General features: G+C 29.1%; 23 protein-coding genes, 1 pseudogene and 1 riboswitch. Of the genes and pseudogenes, 21 read left to right on the top strand and 3 right to left on the bottom strand.

What is annotated here, in order from left to right:
• Nucleotides 1-191 precede the first annotated feature (191 nt).
• The 13 genes and pseudogenes from HMPREF9131_RS00765 to HMPREF9131_RS00715 all read left to right on the top strand — a co-directional run bounded on the left by HMPREF9131_RS00765 (nt 192) and on the right by HMPREF9131_RS00715 (nt 14,060).
• Nucleotides 192-1,808: a DUF4435 domain-containing protein gene (locus HMPREF9131_RS00765; protein ID WP_009344810.1), complete on the top strand. Its 1,617-nt coding sequence runs from the start codon at nt 192-194 to the stop codon at nt 1,806-1,808.
• A gap of 783 nt (nt 1,809-2,591) precedes the next feature.
• On the top strand, nt 2,592-3,881 hold the full coding sequence (locus tag HMPREF9131_RS00755; protein ID WP_036744019.1) for a DUF2254 domain-containing protein: 1,290 nt from the start codon (nt 2,592-2,594) through the stop codon (nt 3,879-3,881).
• Between the two features lie 686 nt (nt 3,882-4,567).
• Nucleotides 4,568-4,747 (top strand): annotated as a pseudogene (gene mobC / locus HMPREF9131_RS08175) (plasmid mobilization relaxosome protein MobC); the annotation flags it as partial.
• 177 nt (nt 4,748-4,924) lie between these two features.
• Nucleotides 4,925-5,068 (top strand): helix-turn-helix transcriptional regulator, encoded by a 144-nt coding sequence (locus tag HMPREF9131_RS08170; RefSeq protein ID WP_009344829.1) that lies wholly within the window; start codon nt 4,925-4,927, stop codon nt 5,066-5,068.
• 6 nt (nt 5,069-5,074) lie between these two features.
• Nucleotides 5,075-6,118: a DNA cytosine methyltransferase gene (locus tag HMPREF9131_RS00750; protein WP_009344831.1), complete on the top strand. Its 1,044-nt coding sequence runs from the start codon at nt 5,075-5,077 to the stop codon at nt 6,116-6,118.
• Nucleotides 6,119-6,123: 5 nt separating this feature from the next.
• A complete protein-coding gene (locus HMPREF9131_RS00745; RefSeq protein ID WP_009344824.1) occupies nt 6,124-7,209 on the top strand; it encodes an HpaII family restriction endonuclease in 1,086 nt (361 codons plus the stop codon).
• A 35-nt stretch (nt 7,210-7,244) separates the two neighbouring features.
• On the top strand, nt 7,245-7,658 hold the full coding sequence (locus tag HMPREF9131_RS00740; protein WP_009344814.1) for a very short patch repair endonuclease: 414 nt from the start codon (nt 7,245-7,247) through the stop codon (nt 7,656-7,658).
• Nucleotides 7,658-8,926 (top strand): DNA adenine methylase, encoded by a 1,269-nt coding sequence (locus tag HMPREF9131_RS00735; RefSeq protein ID WP_009344850.1) that lies wholly within the window; start codon nt 7,658-7,660, stop codon nt 8,924-8,926. The genes HMPREF9131_RS00740 and HMPREF9131_RS00735 overlap by 1 nt, the downstream gene beginning before the upstream one ends.
• A 9-nt stretch (nt 8,927-8,935) precedes the next feature.
• A complete protein-coding gene (locus HMPREF9131_RS00730; RefSeq protein WP_009344801.1) occupies nt 8,936-10,903 on the top strand; it encodes an ATP-binding protein in 1,968 nt (655 codons plus the stop codon).
• Nucleotides 10,896-11,513 carry a hypothetical protein gene (locus tag HMPREF9131_RS00725; protein WP_009344821.1) on the top strand — a complete coding sequence of 206 codons (618 nt, stop codon included), beginning with the start codon at nt 10,896-10,898 and terminating at the stop codon, nt 11,511-11,513. Before HMPREF9131_RS00730 ends, HMPREF9131_RS00725 begins: the two co-directional genes overlap by 8 nt.
• Entirely contained in the window at nt 11,513-12,550 is a 1,038-nt protein-coding gene (locus HMPREF9131_RS08125; protein WP_009344828.1) for a hypothetical protein, read from the top strand. The genes HMPREF9131_RS00725 and HMPREF9131_RS08125 overlap by 1 nt, the downstream gene beginning before the upstream one ends.
• A 26-nt stretch (nt 12,551-12,576) precedes the next feature.
• The gene (locus tag HMPREF9131_RS08830; RefSeq protein ID WP_009344856.1) at nt 12,577-12,699 is read left to right on the top strand and encodes a hypothetical protein; all 123 of its coding nucleotides are present in this window, start codon (nt 12,577-12,579) and stop codon (nt 12,697-12,699) included.
• A 509-nt stretch (nt 12,700-13,208) separates the two neighbouring features.
• A complete protein-coding gene (locus HMPREF9131_RS00715) occupies nt 13,209-14,060 on the top strand; it encodes a MerR family transcriptional regulator (protein WP_009344799.1) in 852 nt (283 codons plus the stop codon).
• Between the two features lie 208 nt (nt 14,061-14,268).
• Here the strand turns inward: HMPREF9131_RS00715 and HMPREF9131_RS00710 are convergent, their stop codons facing one another.
• The 3 genes from HMPREF9131_RS00710 to HMPREF9131_RS00700 form a co-directional block, all read right to left on the bottom strand.
• Nucleotides 14,269-15,279 carry a polysaccharide deacetylase family protein gene (locus tag HMPREF9131_RS00710; RefSeq protein WP_009344860.1) on the bottom strand — a complete coding sequence of 337 codons (1,011 nt, stop codon included), beginning with the start codon at nt 15,277-15,279 and terminating at the stop codon, nt 14,269-14,271.
• A 66-nt stretch (nt 15,280-15,345) separates the two neighbouring features.
• Nucleotides 15,346-17,286, bottom strand: coding sequence for a YcdB/YcdC domain-containing protein (locus HMPREF9131_RS00705; RefSeq protein ID WP_009344808.1), 1,941 nt, complete (start codon nt 17,284-17,286; stop codon nt 15,346-15,348).
• Nucleotides 17,287-17,373: 87 nt separating this feature from the next.
• Nucleotides 17,374-17,592, bottom strand: coding sequence for a DUF1858 domain-containing protein (locus tag HMPREF9131_RS00700; protein WP_004823894.1), 219 nt, complete (start codon nt 17,590-17,592; stop codon nt 17,374-17,376).
• 317 nt (nt 17,593-17,909) lie between these two features.
• Nucleotides 17,910-18,001: riboswitch (SAM riboswitch) on the top strand.
• A 47-nt stretch (nt 18,002-18,048) separates the two neighbouring features.
• On the opposite strand from HMPREF9131_RS00700, the gene metK reads away from it, so the two are divergent.
• The 8 genes from metK to HMPREF9131_RS00660 all read left to right on the top strand — a co-directional run bounded on the left by metK (nt 18,049) and on the right by HMPREF9131_RS00660 (nt 25,785).
• The gene (metK, locus tag HMPREF9131_RS00695; RefSeq protein ID WP_009344844.1) at nt 18,049-19,230 is read left to right on the top strand and encodes a methionine adenosyltransferase; all 1,182 of its coding nucleotides are present in this window, start codon (nt 18,049-18,051) and stop codon (nt 19,228-19,230) included.
• Entirely contained in the window at nt 19,230-19,922 is a 693-nt protein-coding gene (locus HMPREF9131_RS00690) for a CPBP family intramembrane glutamic endopeptidase (protein WP_009344832.1), read from the top strand. The genes metK and HMPREF9131_RS00690 overlap by 1 nt, the downstream gene beginning before the upstream one ends.
• A 525-nt stretch (nt 19,923-20,447) precedes the next feature.
• Nucleotides 20,448-21,827 carry a dipeptidase PepV gene (gene pepV, locus HMPREF9131_RS00685; RefSeq protein ID WP_036744029.1) on the top strand — a complete coding sequence of 460 codons (1,380 nt, stop codon included), beginning with the start codon at nt 20,448-20,450 and terminating at the stop codon, nt 21,825-21,827.
• Between the two features lie 14 nt (nt 21,828-21,841).
• Entirely contained in the window at nt 21,842-22,933 is a 1,092-nt protein-coding gene (locus tag HMPREF9131_RS00680) for a dipeptide epimerase (RefSeq protein ID WP_009344847.1), read from the top strand.
• A 24-nt stretch (nt 22,934-22,957) separates the two neighbouring features.
• Nucleotides 22,958-24,136: a DUF819 family protein gene (locus HMPREF9131_RS00675; RefSeq protein ID WP_004823903.1), complete on the top strand. Its 1,179-nt coding sequence runs from the start codon at nt 22,958-22,960 to the stop codon at nt 24,134-24,136.
• 50 nt (nt 24,137-24,186) lie between these two features.
• On the top strand, nt 24,187-24,975 hold the full coding sequence (locus tag HMPREF9131_RS00670; protein WP_009344807.1) for a serine hydrolase: 789 nt from the start codon (nt 24,187-24,189) through the stop codon (nt 24,973-24,975).
• Nucleotides 24,976-24,977: 2 nt separating this feature from the next.
• Nucleotides 24,978-25,316, top strand: a complete 339-nt coding sequence (locus HMPREF9131_RS00665; RefSeq protein ID WP_009344864.1) for a DUF3870 domain-containing protein — start codon at nt 24,978-24,980, stop codon at nt 25,314-25,316.
• The gene (locus HMPREF9131_RS00660) at nt 25,297-25,785 is read left to right on the top strand and encodes a hypothetical protein (RefSeq protein ID WP_198002566.1); all 489 of its coding nucleotides are present in this window, start codon (nt 25,297-25,299) and stop codon (nt 25,783-25,785) included. The genes HMPREF9131_RS00665 and HMPREF9131_RS00660 overlap by 20 nt, the downstream gene beginning before the upstream one ends.
• Nucleotides 25,786-25,829: the final 44 nt, after the last annotated feature.

Raw genomic sequence — 25,829 nt, 5'->3', positions numbered from 1 at the left:
TGAATAATAGTTCCAAGTGGTTTACATTTGGACAAAAAATTAGACCGTAGTTTCAATGGTTCTATAATAAATGTTGGGATCCATCTAGACTCTAACATTTATTATAGAACCATTTTATTAAGTTAAATCTTCAAGTTAGATTTAACTAAAACGATTGTATTATTTGAAGCTAAGTTTAAGAGGTAAGCAATATGTTGAAGAATTTGAAAAGTTATAAGTATAAACTACCTACAATTAATGGTGAATCTAAAGAGCATGCAACAAATAGTAATTCAATAATTATTATAGGGGCAAATGGTAGTGGGAAAAGTAAATTAGGCGCCTGGATTGAAGGTCAGGATCCATTAGATGTTCATAGAATAGGAGCACAAAGAAATCTTAACTTTCAAGAAAATATACCACTGAGTAATTATAATTACGCTAAAAATAGAATTTTTTTTGGAACTGATAATGAATATGACATTCAAAATAAAGATAAGGGATCTAGATGGGATTTTGGGAAAGCTTACACCACTAAACTTTTAAATGATTTTGATGTAGTGTTAGCAGCATTAATTGCTCTATATAATAATGAAACGTCGAAATTTTTAGATGATTGTAAAAAGGCCGAAAAGAATAATTATTCAAAACCTAATACTCCATTTACAGTTTTGGATAAATTAATGGCAATATGGAATAGTATATTTCCACAAAGAAATCTTCTGTTTAAAGATTCTAAGTTCTTTGCTTATGAAAGAAACAAAATTACTAAGAAGTATTCTGCAAATCAAATGAGTGATGGAGAAAGAGCTGTTTTGTATTTAGCGTCACAAGTTCTGGTTGTACCAGATAATAAAACTTTAATAATAGATGAACCTGAATTACATCTTCACAACTCAATAATGAATATTTTATGGGAACAGTTAGAGAATTATCGTCAAGATTGTTTATTTATTTATATAACACATGATACAAATTTTGCTGCTTCACATAAGAATTCAGAAAAGATATGGATAAAGAATTATGATGGGGAAAATTGGAATTTAGAAAAAATAATTTCATCCGACCTTCCAGAAAAATTGCTATTCGACATTTTAGGTTCACGTAAAAATATTTTATTTGTAGAAGGAGAAGAGAATAGTTTTGATACTCAATTATACTCTATCTTATACCCTAATTATTTTATTATTCCTTGTGGAAGCTGTATGCAGGTTATCATGAGAACAAAATCCTTTAAATTAACTCAAAATATTCATAATTATAATGTTTATGGAATAATTGACCGCGACTTTAGGACAGAGGTTGAAATAAATAAATTAGAAAAAGATAATATTTATACATTAAAGGTCTCAGAAGTGGAAAATTTATTTGTTATAGAAGAACTGATCAGTTTTTTAGCAAATCATTTAGGTAAGAATTTTAGTGATGTTTTTAGTGATATTAATAATTATATAATTAAGAAAAGATTTGGTAATCAAATCCATAGTCAGGTTAGGAAAAATGTAGTATCTCAGATAAAATATGAATTATCAATGGCTGAAATCTCTGAGATTAATACAAAAGAAAGTTTAACTAATGCTGTTGGAAATATTAATACTGATAATATTTATGAAGATACATTAAATTCATATAAAGAAGCATTGTTAAGTAATGATTATAAAAAAGTGTTAGAAATGTTTAATGAAAAGGGATTATCTAAATCAATAGGTCATTATCTTGGTTTTCAAAACAATGATTACTTAAATACAGTTATTTCTATCTTGCGAAATAAGGAACAAACAGAAGTATTAGAGATATTCAAAAATTATATACCAAAACTACAAAATTAAAATACAATATGAATTTAGCTCAAAACAATAATATTATCTGGTACTGGGACGGGACTAAAAATTTGAAAATGTCTTATAATTATATGGATTTAGTGATACTCTAAAAAATATAATGTAGTATTTTGAATGGTTTGGGATATATCGGACGTTTGGAAAAGAAGAATGGTAATAGTCCTACCATCTAAGGGTGACCGATGCTTTTGCATCGGTCATTTTCGAGACGAAGCAAAGCTGAGTCCGAAAAACTAAGCGAGAAAACTCACGAGAGTTTTCGAGAGGACATCGCAAGCGATGTTTTTACGTCAGCCCCATATATCGAGCACGAAGTCGAAGATAGATGGATGGAAACCCTTCTGCAGGGAAGAAAAGCCGACGCGACGAATAGGAGCGTTGGCTTTTCTGATTCGCTAAATGGGATTGAAAATTATGTAATAATTTTCAAGTATACTTAGGAAATAGTAAACCGAAGATGAAACGGTCAAATATACTCGTTTCGAATATACGTCATTGTGGCGTGACTCGCGTACGCCTCATATCGGATTTCTGTACTTGGTCTATTTCACCATATTTTCTCATAGATTATTTTTAAATATTATATAATTGGGCGTAATTGAGTAGTTTCTTTTAGAGATTAATCGAAGATAGATTAGGGAAAATAAGCAAGAAAATCATAAAGGATTTTTCAATTACAAAAAGATGAATATACCATTTCAGATTGGATAAAGATCAATTATATGATAATATAGTCCAATAATTAAAATATTTAAACAGGAGGATTGATGTATGTTATCAAAAATTAAATTGTGGTTTTTTAATCATAAGAATTTTTTAAGGATGTCAAGATTTTTAATTTTAACAGTGTCGCTTCTTTTAGTTACCTGGATTTTTGATCATCAATATATTGCAATTAAATCTTATATTCCTAAACAACTATTGTTGTCGGTTGAAGTTTCGGTAGATTTCCTTTCTAATATATCTGGAATATTTTTGACTATAAGTACTTTTTGTTTTACAATTATTGTCACTGTACTTAATAAATATAGCAGTAGCATATCACCTAGGATGCTTCAGAGTTTCATAGATAGGACCGGAGTTCTTGGTTTATATGGTATATTTGTCAGTGGTTTTTTCTATTCAGTAGTCAGTATCCTATTATTGCAAGATATTGCTCCAGACCAACATGTTGTCGCTGGAAGTTTCGGAATTGCTTATTCCATAATTGCGATGCTAAGTTTTATCGCTTTCTCAAGACAGGTTCTTGATAATCTAAAAGTATCAAATATTATAGAAAATATTTTTAATGATTGCGAGAAACTTATTGATAAAGAGGTAGAACTAAGAAAAAAAGCTAAGCATTATGAAGAAGGCGACGAATCTACAAAGTTATCAATTGTAGCTGAGAGCTCAGGTTATTTATTTGAAATAAAATCAGATGATATTTTTAAAGAGCTTAATGGCATAAAAGCAGAATTTGTTATAAACAAGAGAATTGGTGAATACACAACCAAAGGAGAAAGCGTAGGGGAATTAAATATATTCCAATGCAAGTTAGATGATAATGATAAAAAAGAATTAAAAGAAAAATTAAGTCCATTGTTTATAATAAATGCTTACAATAATAGAGAAGAAGATTATCACCGTGGAATTGTAAACTTAACCGAAATCGCTAATATGGCCCTAAGCCCTGGCACAAATGACCCAAATACTGCAATAATGTGTATAAATAAAATGTCATCATTGCTTGGGAAACTCTTATCTACAGGCAATCATTTTATAATCCTGAAAGAGGACGAAGATGTAAAAATAATTTATCAAAGTTATTCTGTAAAGGACGAACTATATCTTGGTTTCAGCCAGATAATTTCCTATTCAGCAGGTGATCCTTTGGTTACCAAAGCGATTTTACAAGGGATTTATATCATATACATAATGGCAGATATGGGTGCTAAAAAAAGCATAAAAAGATTTTTTGATGATAGCTATGAAATTTTAATGGAAAATTTTACTCACGAAATTCATTTGGATATTTTTAAAAGAATAAAAAACAATATGGAAGAGCACGTAAGCTTATAGGAAAATACATCTGAATCCATTTGAATTTAAATGCATTCAAAATCAAATTAAAAACGTGGTCAATTAGTTTAGTATTTGTGAACCACTTTTCGATAATAACTCCGGGTCCATTTTCGGTTGACATTTACATGATGAAATATTTACGTTTGAGCCTAATGCATTTAATATAAGCAAGAAATAAATATCTTTAAATAAAAAATACGAAAAATTACTATTGAAAAACAATGATTTTGAACCTGTTTCAATATTAAAGGAAAATGGGACAATTTTTTTTAAAAAAATAGAAAATGATTTCAAACCAAAAAAACTATATGATAGATTTAATAATTACAGATCTACAAATTATAATTCTCCGGTACTGGGACTGGGACGTGACTAAAAATTTGAAAATGTCCTATAATTAGATGGATTTGGTGATACTCTAAAAAATAGAATCTAGTATTTTGAATGTGTTGGGATAAATCGTATATTTGGAAAAGAAGAATGGGAGTAGTCGCAAAATTTTCTAAAATGGCTTGATTACAAGCTATAAAGAGAATAAAAAATGACTATTGGGGCTCAAATGGTACTGGAAGTTAATAAGAATAATTAAAATAATAGTTTCAAGTGGTTTACTTGAGGACAAAAAATTAGACCGTAGTTTAAGGTTGCGGTCTTTTTGCTTACATATTATGAGGATTAATTTATTTAGACATCTTCAATGATTACTTTCAAATGCAACAAACAATATTAATCAGATTGCAAAAGCAACTAATACAACTGGTGTTATTTATAAGAAAGATATAGATTATATGAGATAAAAAATAGAAAAATTATCAAGAGAAATTTGGAATATACATTCCTTGTTATTAAGAAAAACTAAATAGAATTTATCCGAATTAAATCTTAGACCTGTAAGAAGTTTTTTAAAATATGATATAATATATTCAAATGAAATGCCGATTTTTAAAATGACGAGGGAGAGAAATTTATGCAAAACTTTGGGAAAATTATTTTTAAAATAGACTAGGTTTTAGAAGAAAAAAAATATTAGCAAAAATAAATTGGAAAAAGAAGCAAATCTTCAAAGGACGCAACTTAATTCTTATTGCAATAACAAGGTTAAAAGGATAGATTTAGAAACTATAGCAAAGATTTGTTATGTTCTTGAGTGTAAAGTTGAAGATATAGTGGAGTATTGTAGGTGATTAACAATGTTTAAATCAATAGACCTATTTGCAGGAATAGGCGGAATTAGGCTTGGGTTTGATCAAGCATTTGGTAATGATATAGAAACAGTTTTTGTATCCGAATGGGATAAGAAAGCTCAAGAAACATATATAGCTAATTTTGGAGAAAAACCTAAAATTTTTGGGGATATAACAAAAATAGATGAAATTGATATACCTATCCATGATATTTTATTAGCTGGATTTCCTTGCCAAGCATTTTCGTTAGCTGGTCAAAAAAAAGGTTTTGAAGATACAAGAGGTACTTTATTTTTCGATGTAGCAAGAATAGTGGAGTTTCATAAACCTAAAGTTGTTTTTTGTGAAAATGTAAAAAACTTGGTAAATCATGACAGAGGTAAAACATTTAAAATTATTAAAAAAACATTAAATGATTTGGGTTATAGAGTTTTTTACAAAGTTATCAATAGTAAAGATTTTGGAGTTCCACAAAATAGAGAAAGAATATATATAGTTGCATTTAGAGAAGATATATCCCCTAATAAATTTATATTTCCGGAAGAAACTGACGATACTAAAGTCATAGCTGATATTATGGAAGAAAAAGAGACTTCTCCTAAATATTATCTGTCTGATGTTTATCTTGAATCTTTAAGGAAACATAAGCAAAGACACAAAGCAAAGGGAAATGGTTTTGGATATGAAATCAGAGATGTAAATTCTATTGCTGGAGCTATTGTATGTGGAGGAATGGGAAGAGAAAGAAATTTAATAATAGATAAGAGATTAACTGATTTTACTCCTGTAACTCATATAAAAGGAAAAATAAATAGAGAATATATTAGGAAAATGACACCTAGAGAGTGGGCACGACTACAAGGTTTCCCAGATGATTTTAAACTCGTTGTTGCTGATATTCATCTTTATAAACAATTTGGAAATTCAGTAACTGTTCCTGTAATAAAAGCAATTGCGAAAAATATTAAAAAGCAATTAGAAGGTGTTGTAATTGAAGATGCTGTTCAAGATAAAGAATACTATGAACAATTAGAGTTTGCGTGGAGGTAGTGTTAATGCTTACAGGGAATAAAGGAGAATGGTCGGAAATATATGTTTTGTTAAGACTTTTGGCTGACGGAAAGATATATGCAGCCGACAGTGAATTGAATAAATTGGAGGATGTATATTTTCCTATTATTAGAATAATTAGAGAAGAAAACAAAGGTGAAATTAAAGAATATACCGCCGGAGAAATAATATCAATATATATTAACGGATCAAAAGTAAAAGAGTTGCCGGCAACAGAATTTGAAACAGAATCTGAATATCTATTGAACGAAATTAACAGTAAAGCTTCAAAAGGAGCATTTTCAGTAGAAAAAACGCAGAATTTTATGGATAAAATTTTGTGTTATAAGCTGTCGGCACCTGCGACGGACAAAAGTGATATTACAATTAAAATAATCGATATAAACACTGGATACAGCCCTACGGTAGGGTTTTCAATAAAATCAGAATTGGGTTCTTCCCCTACTCTGTTAAATGCAGGGAAAACCACAAACTTTATTTATAAAATCATTCACTGTTATCCCGACTTGGTTCGTGAAGCAAATGAAATATATATCGTATCAGAAGGTAAAAATCACACGGATGTCAGAGGGCGTATCAATAAAATAATTGACAAAAACGGACAATTGAAATATTGGAAAATGAATAATCAGACTTTTAGCGATAATTTAGTATTGATTGACAGCAATATGGATAGAATTATAGCCGAAACTCTTTTATACTTTTATAAAGACGGAATCAGCAATTGTGATGATATGGTTGCAAAACTTGAACGTGAAAATCCTATGAACTACGGTAATGTAAATGCTTATAAGTATAAGTTCAAGAAATTTCTGACAGCTGTAGCATTGGGCATGAAGCCTGCTACAGTTTGGGACGGTTTAGATGAGGCTACAGGAGGATACATTGTAGTTACAAAGGAAGGCAATGTTCTTGCATATCATATATACAACAGAAATTACTTTGAAGAATACTTATTGAAGAACACAAAATATGAAACGGCATCCACTTTAAGGCATGGTTTTGGAGAAATATATAGTGAGAACGGGGAAGATTTTATTAACTTAAATTTGCAGGTGAGATTCAGATAATGAAGAAAAAGAATCCCATGGCCAGAAGTTAAGACATGGCAAGAGTTAAAAGCAAAAACACAAAGCCTGAAATTTTTTTGAGAAAACTTTTATGGCATAAGGGGTTCACATATAGGGTGAATTATAAGAATTTACCAGGAAGCCCTGATATATATTTGCTTAAATATAAGACGGCTATTTTTGTAAATGGATGTTTCTGGCATATGCACGAAAACTGCAAATATTCATCTATCCCTAAGAGTAATTATGAATTTTGGAAAAATAAACTCAAGGGAAATGTTGAAATGGACAAGAAAAATTATGCTCAGCTTGAAAGTATGGGAATTAAAGTGATAGTGGTTTGGGGATGTGAAATTAAACGGATGATGAAAGATGACTCTGTTTTATCAAAAAAAGTGAATTCAATATACCAAAAAATTATATATAATCATAATAGGGAGGTGGAATAATGTTCAAATATGTGGATTACTATCAAGAATACGGTAGAATTATGCAATTTAACAAAAACAAAAAAGAGCCTATTCATAGATGGTATCCATTTGTAGAAGGCTATTCAAAAGAATTCATTAAATCTATTATAGATGAAGTTAATAAAAAAGATTTAGTGTGTTTAGAGCCTTTTTCAGGAAGTGGAACGACCTCTCTGGAGTTGCAACATAATAATATTCCTTGCTATTCATTTGAAATCAATCCGTTAATGTATATTATCGCAAAAGTTAAATTGGAAAATGATTATGATTTAAATAAAGTGGAACTATGGCATGATTTTGTACAAACTAAACGTGCTGTTATTAATGCAGATCTTAAAACCGTTTTTTCTACTCTATATGAAGGGTATAATAAGAGAAAGTGGAATTATGATAAAATTGTTGGGCTGGCTGTTCAAAAATTAAAAATGGCTATAGATTTAATAAAAGAGGAAAAATATAAAAATTTATTTTTTGTGGTTTTGTCGTCTATTCTTTTGGATGTAAGTAATTTATATAGAAATGGAAAATGTCTATCATATAAGAAAAATTGGGAGGAAATAACCCTTTCAGAAGCTGATGTTTTTAAAAAATTCGACGATAAAATAAATAAAGAGATAAAAAAAGACATTCAATCAATCAAGAAGACTGCACAAAATAATCAGAATATTTTATTTAATGAAGATTCTCGTGTAGGAATTGAGAAGGAAGTTGAAAATAACAGTATAGATCTAGTAATAACTTCTCCACCTTACTTAAATTCTCGTGATTATACAGATACTTACATGTTGGAATTAAAAACACTGGGATTAACAAATACTTATGAAGAAGTCAGAAATCTAAGAGAGAAAACTCTTAGATCTCATGTTCAGATAAAGTGGCAAGACAATGAAAGTATAAATAATAAAACTTTAGAGAGTACGCTTAAGTTGCTAAAAGACTGTTCAGGAGATCAAGAGATGTGGAATTCTTCGATATTAGATATGGTAAGATTGTATTTTGTTGATATGCAAAAAATATTCCATGTTATCTATAAAAAGGTGAAACTTGGAGGAAGAATATATTTTAATGTTTCAAATTCTGCATATTTTAATGTTATGATAAATACTCTGGAAATTTGTGCTGAAATAGCTGAAAGTGAGGGATTTAAAGTCATTGAAATTAGAAAAGCCAGAAAATTAAAACCAAGTCCTCAGCAAAAGGAACAAATAGAAAATTTGCTAGAAGGCGTTATTGTGATGGAAAAGTAGGTGATAAAGGTGAGGGATGAAAAAATATATTTACCAACACTAAAAAGAGTGAAAATATCCAATTATTCACTGTTTCGAAAAGATATCGATTATGAGTTTATACTTGGCTTAAATTTAATAATAGGTGGAAACGGTATTGGAAAAACAACTTTTATTAATATAGTTAAGTATGCATTAATCGGATTATATAAAAAAGATCTGGATGTAAGAGTTTATAAAGGCGAAAAAAGATTAATTAGAGGAAACTATGCTAATTGTAATACTTTTTTTAGAAATAGGACAGAAGAGAAAGATAGTGATAAAGATGGCTCTGTAGAATTATGGTTTGATATAAATGAGACTTCTTTTTATGTAAAAAGAAGTTTATTTGACGTAAAAATAGAAAAAGCGATTTATATTAAAGACGATAAGGAATACATAATAGGAGGAGTGGCTTCAAAACAGGATTTATATAAAGGATATGATTATTATAATGATAAAAATGATAATACTAGCCTTCAGTATAATTATGAGAGAATAGTTTCCGAAGCTTCTAATCTATCTGACTTTGAAGACTTAATATTTTTTGTTAATCAAATATTGTTTTTTGGTGAAAGTAGGGAAAATGTTCTTTGGTCAAGGTCTGTTCAAGAGCGTTTGCTTAGTAGTTTTCTTAATGATTCGAGTTTAGAAAGAAAAAGGAAAGAGTATACACTAGAAGCGAAATATCAAGATAGTATTTCAAGACATAAACAGGAAGAAATAAAGGCTATTACAAGAGTATTAAAACAAATTAATGAAAATAAAGATGTAAAATATGATCAATTAACTGTAATGAAAGAAATTGAACATTATGAAGCTTTAAAAGTGCAACTGGAAAATGATAGGGATAATTGTCAGAAAAAAGTTTATACACTATATAATAAGGATTCACAATTATCTAAGAAAATAAATGAAAAAGAAAAAGAAAAACAGAAATTAGATGCTGAATTAAAAAGAAATTTTTGGCCTAATTTAAATCCAAAATATGAAGTCTATTTGAGACAATATAAAGGAAATCATATATGTCCAATGTGTAATTCGGATTTGAGTGATAGAGTATATGAAGAAAAAAATGATGAGTGCTTCTTTTGTCATAGCAAAATCATTTGTAATCCATCACAATTGAATGATGTTGAGGCGGTTACATCAGAGCTGAATTTATTGGAAGAAAAACGGATGACAATAGAAAAGAATATTCTATTGTATGAAAACGAATTAAAGGATATAGATTCTAAATATAGAAAAAATAAAGTTGATTTATTTAACGAACAAAGTAAACTTCGTTTTTTTGAAAAAGCAAATGATCAAAATGACGATAAACAGGAGTCTTCATATCTTGCTATGATTAATAGAATAAATGAATTGACAATTGAAAAAGAAAAAGCTGTTGAGTTGAGTGAAAAAAATAGAAATTACGCTTTAATGATAATACGAAAAATACAAGAGAATTTATTTGAAATAACAAAAAGTATTTCGAATATTTTCTCTGTTTTTGCAGAAAATTTTATGAAATTGTCATGCTATTTGACTCTTGAAAATATTAATAATAGTGATGTAAAGTTATTTTTTCCTGTTATTGATAATAAAATTAGATATGAATCGGAAGAATTATCTGAATCACAGCGTTTTTTTGTGGACTATTCCTTTCGAATGAGTATTTTGTCATATTTCTATGAAATGCCCAGCTTTTATATATGCGAAACTCCTGACAGCAGTTTGGATATTTCATATGAAGAAAATGCAGCCGAGATTTTTATGAAATATTTGGAAAAGCCTAATTCTCTAATATTAACATCAAATCTTAATAACAGTACATTTATCACACAAATATTGAAAAGAGCAAAAAACAGAAAAATTTTAAACTTATTAAAATATGGTAAACTTTCATTGGTTCAAAAAAATCATGATATATTGAAGAAATTGTCAGATGAAATAGAGGAGAAATATAATGGATAGATATGTTGGCATTATAGTTAAAAGCAAGGATATATATTGCTTATTATCTGAGCTTAAAGAACTTGGATGGAAATCATTACGTGAGACTTCGATAAATAGGCTAATATACCTTTCATCAGTTTTATATTCTTTTATAAACAATGAAAGTGAGAATATTTTTGCAAAAAGTTATCAATTTACCATTACATTAAGTGGCCCTGAAGATGCAGAGATTGAAAATGCGCTTATAAATCTGGAAAGTAATGGTTCAGTACAACATACCGATAAAGGATATGCGCTAATTGAAGGTACAAATCCGTTAATTATCGATGAGGAGTATGAAGAAAAGAAAGCATGGTTTAAAGATATTGCATATATAATATCCATTTATGGAGAGGATAAAATATACGATTTTATTTTCAGAGATCCTGAATATAGAGAATCCTTGTTAGGAAATTCTATATATAATTTGAATATTGATAAAAATAATGCAACAGTTAAATTTTTAAATAGGTTTAAATATGAATTTGAAAAAGTGTTGAATGATAAAAGCTATGCCTTAGACAATAGAAAATATATGGAATTATATTTTGAATATGTATTTGGAATGATTCTGAGAGGAGAGGTGTAATGCCAAGATTTTCCTATGAAGAGGTAAGTGATATTGTTAAACAATCGAATTTACACATAGAATGTGATCAAAATTATAATTTACTATACAAAAGACACCTGCAAGAGCTATGGGATAATCAGATAAATCACCAAATTTTTTTTTCGATTGCAATTTCACCAGATTCTTTATTCAATTTGAATTTTAAAAATTTACAAAGCAACTTAAGTAAACTTACTGAAGTTTTTGCTATAACTAATTTTATTAAGATAGATAATTGTGGAAATGTTTTAGAAACAAAAAATTTAGAAGGAAGAACTAATGATATTAGAAATATAATTTGTGAATTATCAATGAGTGACTATGTTTTCTTTTTTGGAGAAGAAGGAATCACACGTTTTGTTAATGGTCATCCATATGAAGACTATAATATTTTTTATTCAAGAAGCGATAGAATGAGGTATAAAGAAAAGAAAGATATATCCAGAATAAATGAAGTCATTGAGAATTATTCTAGTCAATTTTTAACACAACAAGTTAATTATATGTGTTTGTTGGCTGATAATGCTACATTGAGACAAATAAATAGTGAATATATTAAAAGGAATATTTTGAAAAATAAACCTGAGCATTATATGCGAGATCAATTGTGTCAATATCTAACTGAAAATATGAGATATACATTTACTACAGAACCTGAATTAGGACAAACAAAAAAAGAATTGGATATATATTTTGATGTTAGCGGAGAATTGTATTTTATTGAAATTAAATGGCTGGGAGTTTCGATTAATGATGAAGGGACTGGATTGTCTACAGCATATACAGATTCAAGAGCTAGGGACGGGGTTATTCAAACTTTAGAGTATATTGGGGAACTTTTGAATACTTCTGAAAAAAGTTTAAGACATGGTTATTTGTTAATATATGATGCTAGAGATAAAAAGAAAGAGGTGGATTTTAAGGAATACTCTTTTGTTAAGGAGAATTTAAAATCTTATTTAGAATACTTTAGTGTATTAGGCATTCTGCCATTGGTTAAAAGACACCCAGCGTAGTACAATTTTGTGTCCGTGCTTGCAATATGCTTGCAAAAAATCAGATAAACAGAAATAAAACGGATAATAAGGCTAAATCTGATAACAAAAATCTTGATTTTACACCATTTACACAAAATGATATCAATGGACATATCGAATGGGAATAGCAGCAAAAAAATTAAAAGCTTTGTAAAATCAACAGTTACAGAAGATTAAAAACTGTAACTGGGATTAAAATGGGAACATTTGTTAAAAAGAATAAATTGAATAATTCTTCCAAGTGGTTTGCATTTGGACAAAAAATAAGACCGTAGTTTCTAGCTGCGGTCTTTTTGCCTACATATTTTATTTTAAAAATATTGATTTTATATAATTATGTAGGTTGTTATAAATTAGATCATTAATTAAGTTGAATAGAATATTAAAAATATAAAGGTCATAACGGGATATTTGTGGAAACATTTAAATTATATAGCAAACAAGTAAATTATGCGACAATAAATGTTGGCTTTAGTGTCGGTTTGAATAAAACTTAATATAAAATAAAATAAGCACTTCGTAAAAATGTTGAGGCACTGTTTTGGTTTATAGAGAAGTGGGAATTTTATATAATATATAGGGCTTGACATGTCCGTTGGGGACAGTGTTATCCTTCAATCAAAGGAGGTATATAACCATGTTAAGAAGTGAAATTCAAAAAGAAACGGGTCTAACTAGGAAGGCAATAGAGTATTATGAGGATAAAGGACTTATCAGTCCTCAGAAATCTGAGAATGGTTATAGAGACTATAGTATAAAGGATTTAGAAATTCTGAAAAAGGTGTCTATATTTAGAAAATTGGGAATGAGCATCTCAGATATTTATCAGTGTATATCATCAGGTGGTGATACTCTGTCTTCTGTTTTAAGGGAAAAACAACATCAATTGGAACTTGATGAAAAAAGGAAAGTAATACTGGAAATGATTGTTAAAGGCGAAAGCAATGAACTAATCAATGAGAAAGTTTCATCACTTGAGGTGGAAGAAACTATCTATGAAAAACTGGAAATTGCTTTTCCGGGATATTTTGGACAAATGTTATTTGCTGCCTATCAACCATTTTTGAATGAGCCATTAGAAAATGATGTTAAGGTTTCTTTTTACAAATATATAGATTATCTCGATAGACTCCCTTCGTTTGAATTAACTGAAGAAGAGAAAAAATATATTGAGAATATTAGCTCATCCTTTGATATGAAAACCTTAAGAGATGTGAATCAGGCTAAACTCGACGCTATAGAGAGTTTTGAAAAGTGGATGAAAGATAATGAGGATGTAATTTCTCAATATGAAACCTATAAAAATAGTGAAGAGTATCAAAATAGCATGATGAAACAGATCCAAGATAAGCTTAAAAACTTTATGAAGGAAAATCAATATTATGAAATAGCAATTCCACTTATTAGAAAATTTAGCAAGAGCTATGATAATTACTATAAGAAGTTGCTAAAGGCAAATGAAGAGTATCTAAATAATAAATATCAATAATCAGGTTCTATAATAAATAGTGCTGGTGAGAATTCATCAGTACTATTTTTATATTGACATTTGAAAAATAAGTATATTTGTCAAATTCCTATTATAGTTTTTGTTTTAGAATTTTATGTTTGTACCATAAAAAAATATATGGTTTTAGCTATAAGACATAAACCATATATTTTTCATTTTTATTGACTTTAATTATTTGAAATGGAGCTTATTTTAAAACTCCAAATTTATAGTCGTTGCTCTTGAAATAGTCAATTACTTTAGGAAGAGCTTCGACTGTTAGCTCTTTTCCCTTTGAATCATGAGCGAGGACTACAGCAATTTTTGTGTTTTTATTTTTGTCTAAATTCTTTTTAACGTATTCAACTTGACCTTCAATTGTTGTTGGTCTTTGACTTCTCTTTTCTGCATCTCCAACTAGGGTATTCCAATCAATCCATTGAACATCTAATGAAGATAAGGCTAAATCAGCCTGGTCTGTGTTTTCCCAAGACATATGTCCGCCAGGATACCTAAAGACTTTGGCTTTAAAATCTTTTCCTAAAATTTCTTGCAATCTTTGGTTAGTTAGTTCAACTTCTTTTTTTATAATTTGTGGGTCACAAACTCTGCCTGGATATAATGTTTTATAGTCGTGGCTAAAAGAGTGATTTGCAATTGCATTTCCATCATTTAATATCTGATGAATAACACCTGCATGAGATTCGTTAATTGATTTACCTACTAAAAAGAAGGTTCCATGTACATTATTTTTCTTAAGTATATCCAAAATTTTTGGCGTAACTTGTGTATTTGGGCCATCATCAAAAGTCAAAAATACAATTTTGTCATTACCTTTATAAGAATTATTTTCTATATAGGAATTAATTTTCTTTGCATCGTAAGCGTAGGAGCTTGCGATTTTTAAGTGATTAGAATTTTTAACTAAATAATGGTCTTTCAATGAATCAATTTTTAAAAGTGGAATTATTGAATCTTGTTTTTTGTCAAACATTTTCTTTTTAGTTCTTATACCTTGACTTTTTCCTATATACCAGGTCATGTCTTGAGATAACTCAACTTTAGAAAGTTTTGCATTATGAATCTTTCTGTTTGTACAAGATACTATAAGAAAAATAAGAAGAATCAGAGTTCCACCGGAAACCATTTGTCTTTTTCTTTTTCTTTTTTTTGCTCTTTTTCTTCTTCTTAAATATTTTTCGTCTTTTACTTCATCCATTATAAGCCTCCGTTAGTAACTATAACCCACAAAGGCAAAAGTTGCAAGAACAAATAGGTTACAGTTTTATTTGTTGTAAAAGCCATAAATCATATAAAGGGCATCTTCTAAATTAACAGGAGATTGTGGTGAAGGTTCTTGGTTAAAAATTCCATATCCCTTGGCATAAATGTAATATATTTCATAATCCTTTAAAGATTTTTGATTTTCAAACAAATCTTCTTTGAAAATTCCTTTTAATTTTAAAAATTCTTCATTAGAATTAATAGATATCAAAAGTTTTATAAGGTCTTTTTCTTTTATTTTTTTATCTAAATCCTCTTCATTTATATCATACTTTTTAAGTAAATAATTATCAACTTCAAAAGGATTATTTTGAAAAGATACAAGATTTATAAAATCTCTGGTACTTATAGGGTCTTTAAGTTTTTTATTGATAAGACCAATACCCATATCTTTTAGGTTATTTATAATATCCTTATTTTTTGCCTTATCTAAATCTGGATAGGAAATTTGGTCTTTAAAATCTATAATTTCACCATAAGATGATATTATAAATCCATCTTCTGAAATTGTTGGATTATCTGAAGTTTTTGTATGGTAAATTAAATCAATACCCTTGGAATCTAATACATATTTTTTTGTAAAATAATTGGAAGAATATAGTATATCTTGAGCTTCATCTACACTTAATTTATATTTATCCTTGGGGAAATTCGCCCTACTTTTATTACTCATGAAATATTGAACTTTTTTAGTCTTGCCGTTTATTTCAATATTAATTCCTTCACCTATTACATATCTATTATTTACATATCTTGGGAAAAATACAGTATTTGCATTAACTTGAGCCTTATCAAGAGAAATTTCTGAATCTTTATAATATTTTTCAGTAAAAGCTTTGGCGATTTTAATAACTTCTTTTGGATCCTCAATTTTCCCACTTTTATCATCTGAGGAAGTGTAAAAAGACAAAAGATTTAGGTTTTTGGCGTCAATAGAAACTTCTCCACCTTTATTTTTGCTATAGTTTTCAATGAAATAAGTATAGTTATCATTTTGAGAAGTTAGTTTTACTTGAGATATTTTTATATCTTTACCAAGAATTTCTTTAGCTATTTTTAAAGCATCTTCCTTTGATTTTAGATTTTTTATGTTATCAAGGGTTTTTTCTTCTACATCAGTTAAGGAAGCTTTATCTACTGCTTCTTCAGCGCCCTTATAAGTTGTTACATAATTTACATCGTCTTTTTTTAGCAACTGACCATTTTTAGCTGATATAGCTCTAAAATCTAAAGCACTATAAACTTTATTTACATTTTTGGAGTTTACCATATAAGCTTCTTGTAAAGGTTGGTATTTTTTTGATATTTCTATGGCTTTTTTAAGGCTTATCTTATCTTCTATCTTAAAATCTTCATCTTTTAGTAAAGATAATCCGTAGTTGTATCCGTCATATTTACTGAAATTAATAATCTTATTTTCACTTGGTGAATAAGTTATCTGAGCTTTATCTTCAAAAAAAGCAATATCATTTATATATCTGATGTAGGTAAATGTAATATTCTTTCTCTCATTTTCAATACTTATGTCTTGAAATTTATATTTATTAAAAAAGTTAGGATCAATTTTTTTAAGTAAATCTTCTGCAACTTCTTTTGCCTTTTTTCTATCTATACTGATATTTTCTGTATTATTATTTTCTCTATTAGAATAAGCTCTATAGTTAAAAATTTGACCATCTTGGGAAGTGGTAATACTTATATTGCCAAGATTTTCATCAGACCAATAGTAACTTAAAAGATTATTATTTTTCACCCTATCTTTAAGAAATTTTGGTAAATCACCTTTTTCATAAGCTACTTCAGAAAAATTGAAGTCGCTATATTCTTTATCAATATTAAAGATGCTTTTTAGCCTTAAAACATCTTGCTTTTCCTTGTTTTGTCCATAGACAAAAGAAAAACTAAGTACAAAAATTAAAAATGGAATCAATAGTTTTTTCATAATATACCTCTCTTTTGTTTTTTTGTGTTAATTTGGGAAAGTAAATAAGTATAAAAAAAGGGCAGACCTATCCGCCCAAAAAAATATTTAAATTTCACTTTCTTCTTTATTTTTATCATCTTCAGCATTCAAAGCATTTAAAATCATATCAGGATCAATGCCATGAACCATAGCGGCTTCTTCAAGAGTTTCCATTTGAGAAGCAGGGCACATAATGCATCCCATACCAAAACTCATCAATGTTCCAATAGATTGTGGCTTAACGGAAAGTATTTCTCCAATTAGCATATCTTTTCTTAATTTCATCCTAACACCTCCATTTATATTATTATACCCAATAGGATATAAATTATCTGTAATTTAATTGTGATAATTTTCTGAAATTATTTTCTTTTAATAAAAAATATTATATCCATTAATTTTAGTAGAAATATAAAAATAGTTACTTCACTTTTTTATCCTGCAAGAAATTGTCTTAATTTTTATGATTTTAAAATAATAGAGTCATTTTTATTATAAAATTTGCACAAACTTAGACTTTTTTAAGCTCTCTTATGTAAAAGAAATAAAAATTTATAAGCTAGAAATTTGACTTGTGAACTCATAAGTGATAATATATTTTCACCTTATTAAGAGTGGTGGAGTGAATGGGCACTTTGAAACCCGGCAACCTAATTGGTGCTAAATCCCACAGAGTTATTCTGAAAGATGAGGTTTTTTGTAACCTCTCTTTTAGAGAGGATTTTTTTATAGGAGGAATAAATGAAAAAATGGATTTTTACTTCAGAATCAGTAACTGAAGGCCATCCTGATAAAGTTTGTGATCAAATTTCAGATGCAATTGTTGATGAGATTTTAAAAGATGATAAAGATGCCAGAGTTGCTTGTGAAACAATGGCAACAACTGGACTAATATTAATAACAGGAGAAATAACAACAAAAACTTATGTAGATTTCACAAAAATTGCAAGAGAAGTTTTAGAGGGTATAGGCTACAACAGAGCAAAGTTTGGTTTTGATGCAACAACTTGTGCAGTTTTATCTGCAATCAAAGGCCAATCAGCTGATATTGCTATAGGAGTTGATAGGTTTAAAGATAAAAACTTTGATGAAGATGAATTTGATGCAATAGGAGCTGGAGACCAAGGCATGATGTTTGGTTATGCTTGCAAAGAAACTGATGAATATATGCCCTTGCCAATATCCCTAGCTCATAAATTGTCAAGGAAATTATCAGAAATAAGAAAAAATAATACTTTGGAATATTTAAGACCTGATGGCAAAAGCCAAGTGAGTGTTGAATATGAAAATGGAATTCCAAAGAGAATAGAAAATGTAGTAATTTCAGCTCAACATTCGCCTGATGTATCAATTAAAGATTTGAGAAATGATATTAAAAAAGAAGTTATAGATACAATACTTCCAAAAAATTTAGTAGATGAAAATACATCATTTTATATTAATCCCACAGGACGATTTGTAGTCGGTGGACCTATGGGAGATGCTGGTTTAACGGGTAGAAAAATCATTGTAGACACATATGGAGGCTATGCAAGACATGGCGGTGGAGCATTTTCTGGTAAAGACCCAACAAAAGTTGATAGATCAGCAGCCTATTATGCAAGATATATTGCAAAAAATTTAGTAGCATCTGGAGTTTGCGATAAAGTTGAAATAGGACTAGCCTATGCCATAGGTTTAGCAAGACCAACATCCATATATGTAGAAACTTTCGGCACAGGAAAAATTCCTGATAACGAAATTGAAAAACTTGTCAATAGACATTTTGACCCACGCCCTGCGGCTATAATTAAAAATTTAAATTTATTAAGACCAATTTATAGGCAAGTAGCATCTTATGGACATTTTGGCCGTAATGATTTAGACCTTTCTTGGGAAAAATTAGATAAGGTTGACGAGATTAAGAAAGATTTAAATTTATAATGCTTGAAGGAAAAAGAAAATATCCTGAAATCAACGCTTCATTGTTTAGATGGATACTCGGAATACTTGTATGTTACGGGTCTTTACTTGTAAGTTCATTAATAATATTTTTATTTAACATAGAAAACTTAATTATTCCAGCTCTTATTATGAGTTTTTTATCAATAATGGGAGCTTTAATAATTGATAAAAATATTTTAAGAAAATTATTTTTATTTCTAAATTTCAAAGATGTTATATTTGTATTTGTTGGGTTAATAATTTCTTTTATTTTTATAATATTTGCCTCTTTTGCAGCAACTTATTTTAAAATAGGAGGAGAAGTAAACCCTATATTCGGCTTATTGGATAAATTTTCTAAAAGCGAGTTTCTAATATCTTCTGCAATTCAATTTATTGGAGAAGAATTGATGTTTGTCCTACCATTTTTATTCGTGATAAATAAATTTAAAAAAACACCCAAAATAATTAGAGTTTTTTTGGCAGTGATAATATCATCCTTATTATTTGGAGCGTTGCATATACCAACTTATAATTTTAATATTGTTCAAGCCTTAGTATTAATAGGTATAGTTAGAACAGGGATAACAATAACTTATATTTTCAGGAAAAATTTAACAGTTTCTTATATTGTTCACTTCTTGTATGATTGGATAATAATTTTAATGGCAATTAAATATAGTCCTATGTGATAATAGACCTTACAAAATATGCAAAATATTTTGTAAGGTTTTTTATATTTTATTTACCATATGAATATTTCTTAACAAAAATAAAAAAACCGAGATTAACTCTCGGTAATAAAAGGAGATTAATTAAAAGTGTTTTAAATAATCTAATAGTATATTAGCACAGTAAATAGTTTAATGCAAGTTTTTTATTATTTTTTTATTAGACTAAATATAGAAAATAAAATTTTTGAAACTCCAACTATAAGTTTCTTATAGTTAATGTTAATGCAAAAATCTATTAAAATATTGACAAAAACGTCTATTTTAGTTATGATTAGTATATCAATATAAGGATTAGCTGCATCAATTTGTGTGAGTTATTAACACTAACTCAAGAAACATTTTGAGTCCCGGTAAAATCTACAAATGAGTTTGTGATTTTTTCTGGGATTTTTTTTTATTATCTTAGACTTTATTAAGATAATGCTTAAAATTCCTAGAATAAATCTTATGTGGTTAAATTTTTATGAAAGGGATGGTAGTAGGTTGGACTTAAAAAATTATGTTGATGGACAAAAGGATAATATGCTCAAAACTTTGTCTGAAGTTGTAAGCATTAATAGCGTTAGAGGGGAAGAAAAAGCCGATGCTCCTTTTGGAGAAGGTCCTAAAAAATGTTTAAATTTTGTTTTAGAAAAAGCTAAAGAATTAGGTTTTAAGACAAAAAATATGGACAACTATATGGGCTGGGCTGAACTAGGCGAAGGCTCTGAAATGATTGCTGTAATGGGTCATTTAGATGTTGTACCAGAAGGCAGTGGTTGGGACAAAGACCCCTTTTCTGGACAAGTTGAAAATGGAAATATTTATGGCCGTGGAACAATGGATGATAAAGGTCCTACAGTAGCTTGCCTTTACGCTTTAAAAGCCATTAAAGAATCAGGACTTCCCTTAAAAAGAAGAATTAGAATTTTATTTGGTACTAATGAAGAAACCGGTTCTGATGATATGAAATATTATCGTGAAAACGGGGGAGAAATTCCATTTTGTGGTTTTACACCTGATGGAGAATATCCAGTTATTAATGGAGAAAAAGGTATAATTAATGCTACTTTTAAAAAAGATTTAGACCAAAAATCTGATTTAATACTTAAAAAAATCAGCGGAGGAACAGCTTTTAATGTAGTTCCTGCTCATGCAAAAGCAGAATTTACTTGCCAAAAATCTCTAAAAAAAGAAATTTTAGCAGATAAAAAGTTTTCTGAAAAAATTAAAATAGAAGAAACTAAAGAGGGCTTTATAGTTGAAGCAAAGGGTCTTGAAGCTCATGCCTCAACTCCAGAAAAAGGTAACAATGCAATAGGAAATTTACTTATAGCTATAAAAGATTTTCCTATGGATAAAGAACTTAAAAAAGCTGTAGTTTTTTTGGCTGAAAAAATTGGTCTTGAAACTTTTGGACAATCTTTAGGAATTGATATTTATGATGACAATTCCGGAAAACTTTCATTAAATATGGGTGTAATTGAAGGAGATGAAAATTTCCTTGAAGTTAAACTTAATTATAGGTATCCAGTAACAAGGTCTTATGATGAATGTGCACCAATATTGGATAAGCAATTTGACCAAGTAGGCTTTAAGAAGATTTTTGAAAAGCATAAAAATTCACTTTTCGTAGATGAAAATACTGAATTTATAAAAATTTTGTTAGATGTTTATAAAGAACATACAAATTTTAAGCCTCATACAAAGTCAATAGGTGGAGGAACTTATGCCAAGGCCTTACCAAATATTGTTGCTTTTGGACCGATTTTCCCAGGAGATGAAATTAGAGAACATCTTCCAAATGAATATTGGGAAGTTGAAAAAATTTTCTTAAATATGGAAATTTATGCAGATGCTATGTATAGGCTAGCTAATATGTAAGGGGGAGGTATTATATGAAAATTACTGATATTAAACTAGGAAAAATTTCTGTACCTTTGAGGGTTCCTTTTAAAACAGCTTTAAGAAGCGTTGATAGTGTAGAAGATGTTATTGTTGAAATCCACACAGATACAGGAGAGATTGGTTATGGTGAAGCGCCACCAACTGGAGCTGTAACAGGAGAAACTACATCTTCAATTATAGGTGCTTTCAAGGACCATATTACAAAAACAATGATAGGAAGAGATATTGATGATTTTGAAGATAATATGAAAGCTTTAAATTCTTCAATAGTTAAAAACACTTCTGCAAAAGCGGCTTGTGATATGGCACTTTGGGATTTATACGGACAGCTTTATAAAATTCCTGTATATAAATTGTTGGGAGGTTCTAGAAAGAAAATTGTAACTGACATTACAATTTCTGTAAATCCTCCTGAAGAAATGGCAAGAGATGCAATAAATGCAATAAAAAGAGGTTATGACACTTTAAAGGTTAAAGTTGGAATTGACCCATCTCTTGATGTAAAAAGATTGCAAGCAATTAGAGATGTTGTGGGAAAAGATGTAAAAATTCGTATAGATGCCAACCAAGCATGGAAGCCTAAAGAAGCAGTTAGACTTTTAAATCAAATGCAAGAAAAAAATTTAGACATTGAACTTGTTGAACAACCTGTAGCAGCTCACGATTATGAAGGTTTAAAATATGTTACAGATCATTCATATGTTCCTGTATTAGCAGATGAAGCAGTCTTTTCAGCAGAAGATGCAATGACAATTTTACAAATGAAAGCAGCAGATTTAATAAATATAAAACTTATGAAATGTGGTGGAATATATAATGCCTTAAAAATCACTTCAATGGCTGAACTTTGCGGAGTTGAATGTATGATAGGATGTATGCTTGAAGCAAAAATCAGCGTTAATGCTGCAGTTCATTTAGCATGTGGTAAAGGTGTAATTACCCGTGTAGACTTAGATGGCCCAGTTTTATGTTCAGAAGACCCCATTAATGGAGGAGCTGTATTTAATGAAAAAGAAATTACAGTTTCCGATGCTTATGGTTTAGGTATATCTGGCATTGATGGTATAAAATACTTAGATTAAATTAAAAAAGAAAGGATGAGATTTATGGTAATTAATAATGGATTTACTTACATTGCCTTCTTAATGTTTTTGGCAGGAGCTTTGCTTGCATTAGAAAAGTACACAAAGTGGAAAATTTTTAATGTTGTTCCACCATTAGTATTTATTTATGTATTTAATATGATATTTTGCACAATGGGATTATATTCTTCTGAAGCATGCTCAAATGCATATTCAGGCCTTAAGAATAATCTACTTTATGCAATGATATTTGTAATGCTTTTACGTTGCGATTTTCGTAAGCTTGCAAAATTAGGTGGCAGAATGGTTGCTATCTTTTTAGGATGCTCATTTACTTTATTTGTTGGATTTTTAGTTGGATACCCATTATTTAAATCAACACTTGGTACAGATACATGGGGAGCAGTAGCAGCTTTATACGCATCTTGGGTTGGAGGCTCAGCAAACATGGCAGCAATGCAAGCAGCACTTCCAGTAGATGCAGGTGCATACTCATGTGCCCTAGCTCTTGACACAGTATGTTACTCATTATGGATAGCACTTTTACTACTAGCAGTTAGATTTGCACCAAAATGGAATAAGGCTACAAAAGCTGACACATCAAAACTTCAAGAAGTTGCAGATGCAGCAGAAGCAGAAGTTGCTAAGGGCAAGAAAACTGCATCATCAGCCGATTGGATTTTCTTAATTGGTTTATCATTAATTGTATCAGCAATTTCTCAAGCAGTAGGAGCAAAACTTTCAGATGTCTTTACAAATATGGGATTAGCAATGTTTGATAAAGGTACAGTTGTAACTCTATTTGTAACAATACTTGGTTTAATTTGTGCTCTATCACCACTAGGAAAACTTCCAGCAGTAGAAGAATTATCTAATGTATATTTGTATGCAGTTGTATCATTACTTGCATCTACAGCATCAGTTGTAGATTTACTATCAGCACCAATGTGGGTAGTATATGGAATATTTATATTAGTAATCCATGTAGTTTTAATGTTTGTTTTATCAAAAATTTTCCACTGGGATTTATGCATGGTTTCAACAGCTTCCCTTGCCAATATAGGCGGTTCAGCTTCAGCACCAATTGTTGCATCAGCTTATGATGCTTCTTATGCAGGTATAGGTGTTCTAATGGGAGTATTAGGAGCAGCAGTCGGAAACTTCTTTGGTATAGGAATGGGACAAATATTAAGGATGTTCTAGATTTTAATGAGGATAAATATTTCTAGAATGATTATGAAAGGTGATATAATATGAGTGATTATTTAAAAATTAAGAAACATATTGAGAAAATAATATCAGAAAGTTCTGGGAATATTTGTCTAAGCTTTTATGATTTAGATGATGAAGAGGGATTTTCCATAAATGAAGATAAAAAAGTTCGTTCAGCCAGTATGATAAAATTATTAATAATGGCAGAAATAATGAATCAATCTAAAAATGGAAAAATCTCTCTAGATACTAAAATAAAAGTTGGTAAAAAAGATAAAGTTGGTGGTTCAGGAATACTTAAAGAGTTTGACTGTGAACATGAATTTTCAATTAAAGAACTTATGACTCTTATGATTATAGTATCAGATAATCAAGCTACAAATATATTAATAGACTTGGTGGGAATGGATAATATAAATCTAATGGGTAAAAGATTAAATTTGAAATCTGCAAGTTTGCAAAGAAAAATGATGGACATAAAAGCACTTGAAAAGGGAAGAGATAATTATATAAGTGCCATAGATGTAAAAGTAATTTTAGAAAAAATTTACAGAAAAACTCTAGTAGATGAAAAATCTTCTGAACTTATGCTAGATATACTTTTAAGACAACACGAAAGACAAAGACTGGGTAGATTTTTAGATGAGGAAGTTAAAATAGCCAGTAAAACTGGAGATTTAGATAAGCTTGAAAATGACGGGGGAATATTTTTCTTGGAAAATAAAAACTATATTCTAGTCGTGCTTATTGATGACGCTGTGACAAATGCCATGGCACAAGAAACAATTGGTAAAATTTCAAAATATATTTATGATGAAATGGGGCGATGAATATGAAAACTAAAAGTATTTATTTCACAGGAGAAGCAAGAACAACAATGGACAATGCTATAACAAAAATCTATGGCACATTTTACATGGCTTTTGAGGTAGATGCTTCTAATGGTAAAATTATTAGAACTGATTGCAACGGAACAATGAAACTCACTAAAGATTTTATAAATAGAATTTTTGAAGGCAAAATCTTTGATGATGACGAAGAAAAAATAATAGAAGAAATATCAGAAAGATATTACGCATCATCAACAAGGGCAATAGTAGTAGCTTATAGAGATGCCTTACAAAAATATAAAAAAGTTAAAAAAGATATTCTTGAAAAAAATAGCAAGTAGAAAGACAGTGGAGAATAGATTTTTAAAATTTAAAATTTTTTGCACAATAGTTTTAACTATCTTATTACTTTCAGCGAATTTATATGCTGCAAGTGATAATTCTAATGGCGAAGGTAAAGAGGCAGTTGATTTGGGTGTGGAAAATTATGTTAATTTAAAAAAAGATAAGGATGAAAAATCAATAAAAAATTTTGAACACAAATTTTTTATTGATGGTCAAATTAAGAACTTCAAAATAAAAAATGATGAAAAAGTTTCTGTTCAGGTCGACACTGGAAAAATTCTTTTGTCAAATGGACAAGAATATAAGTTGCAAAATAAAGTATTAATAAAAAATGATAGGATTCTATTGTCTTTGACTAATATTTCTAAACTATTTAAGATGACAAATGGAAATATCAATGATGGAATTAGTCAAGATATAGAATGGGATGGAAGTTTAAGAACAGTAAGTGTAAAAATTAAATAAAAAATTTTTAATTTAGTCGGATTTTGTCCGACTATTTTTTTTAA

The organism is Peptoniphilus sp. oral taxon 836 str. F0141 (genome assembly GCF_000179335.1).
Taxonomy (GTDB): Bacteria; Bacillota; Clostridia; order Tissierellales; family Peptoniphilaceae; genus Peptoniphilus_A; species Peptoniphilus_A lacrimalis.
The sequence above is the reverse complement of the archived record's forward strand: the minus strand, read 5'-3'. Positions and strand labels throughout refer to the sequence as shown.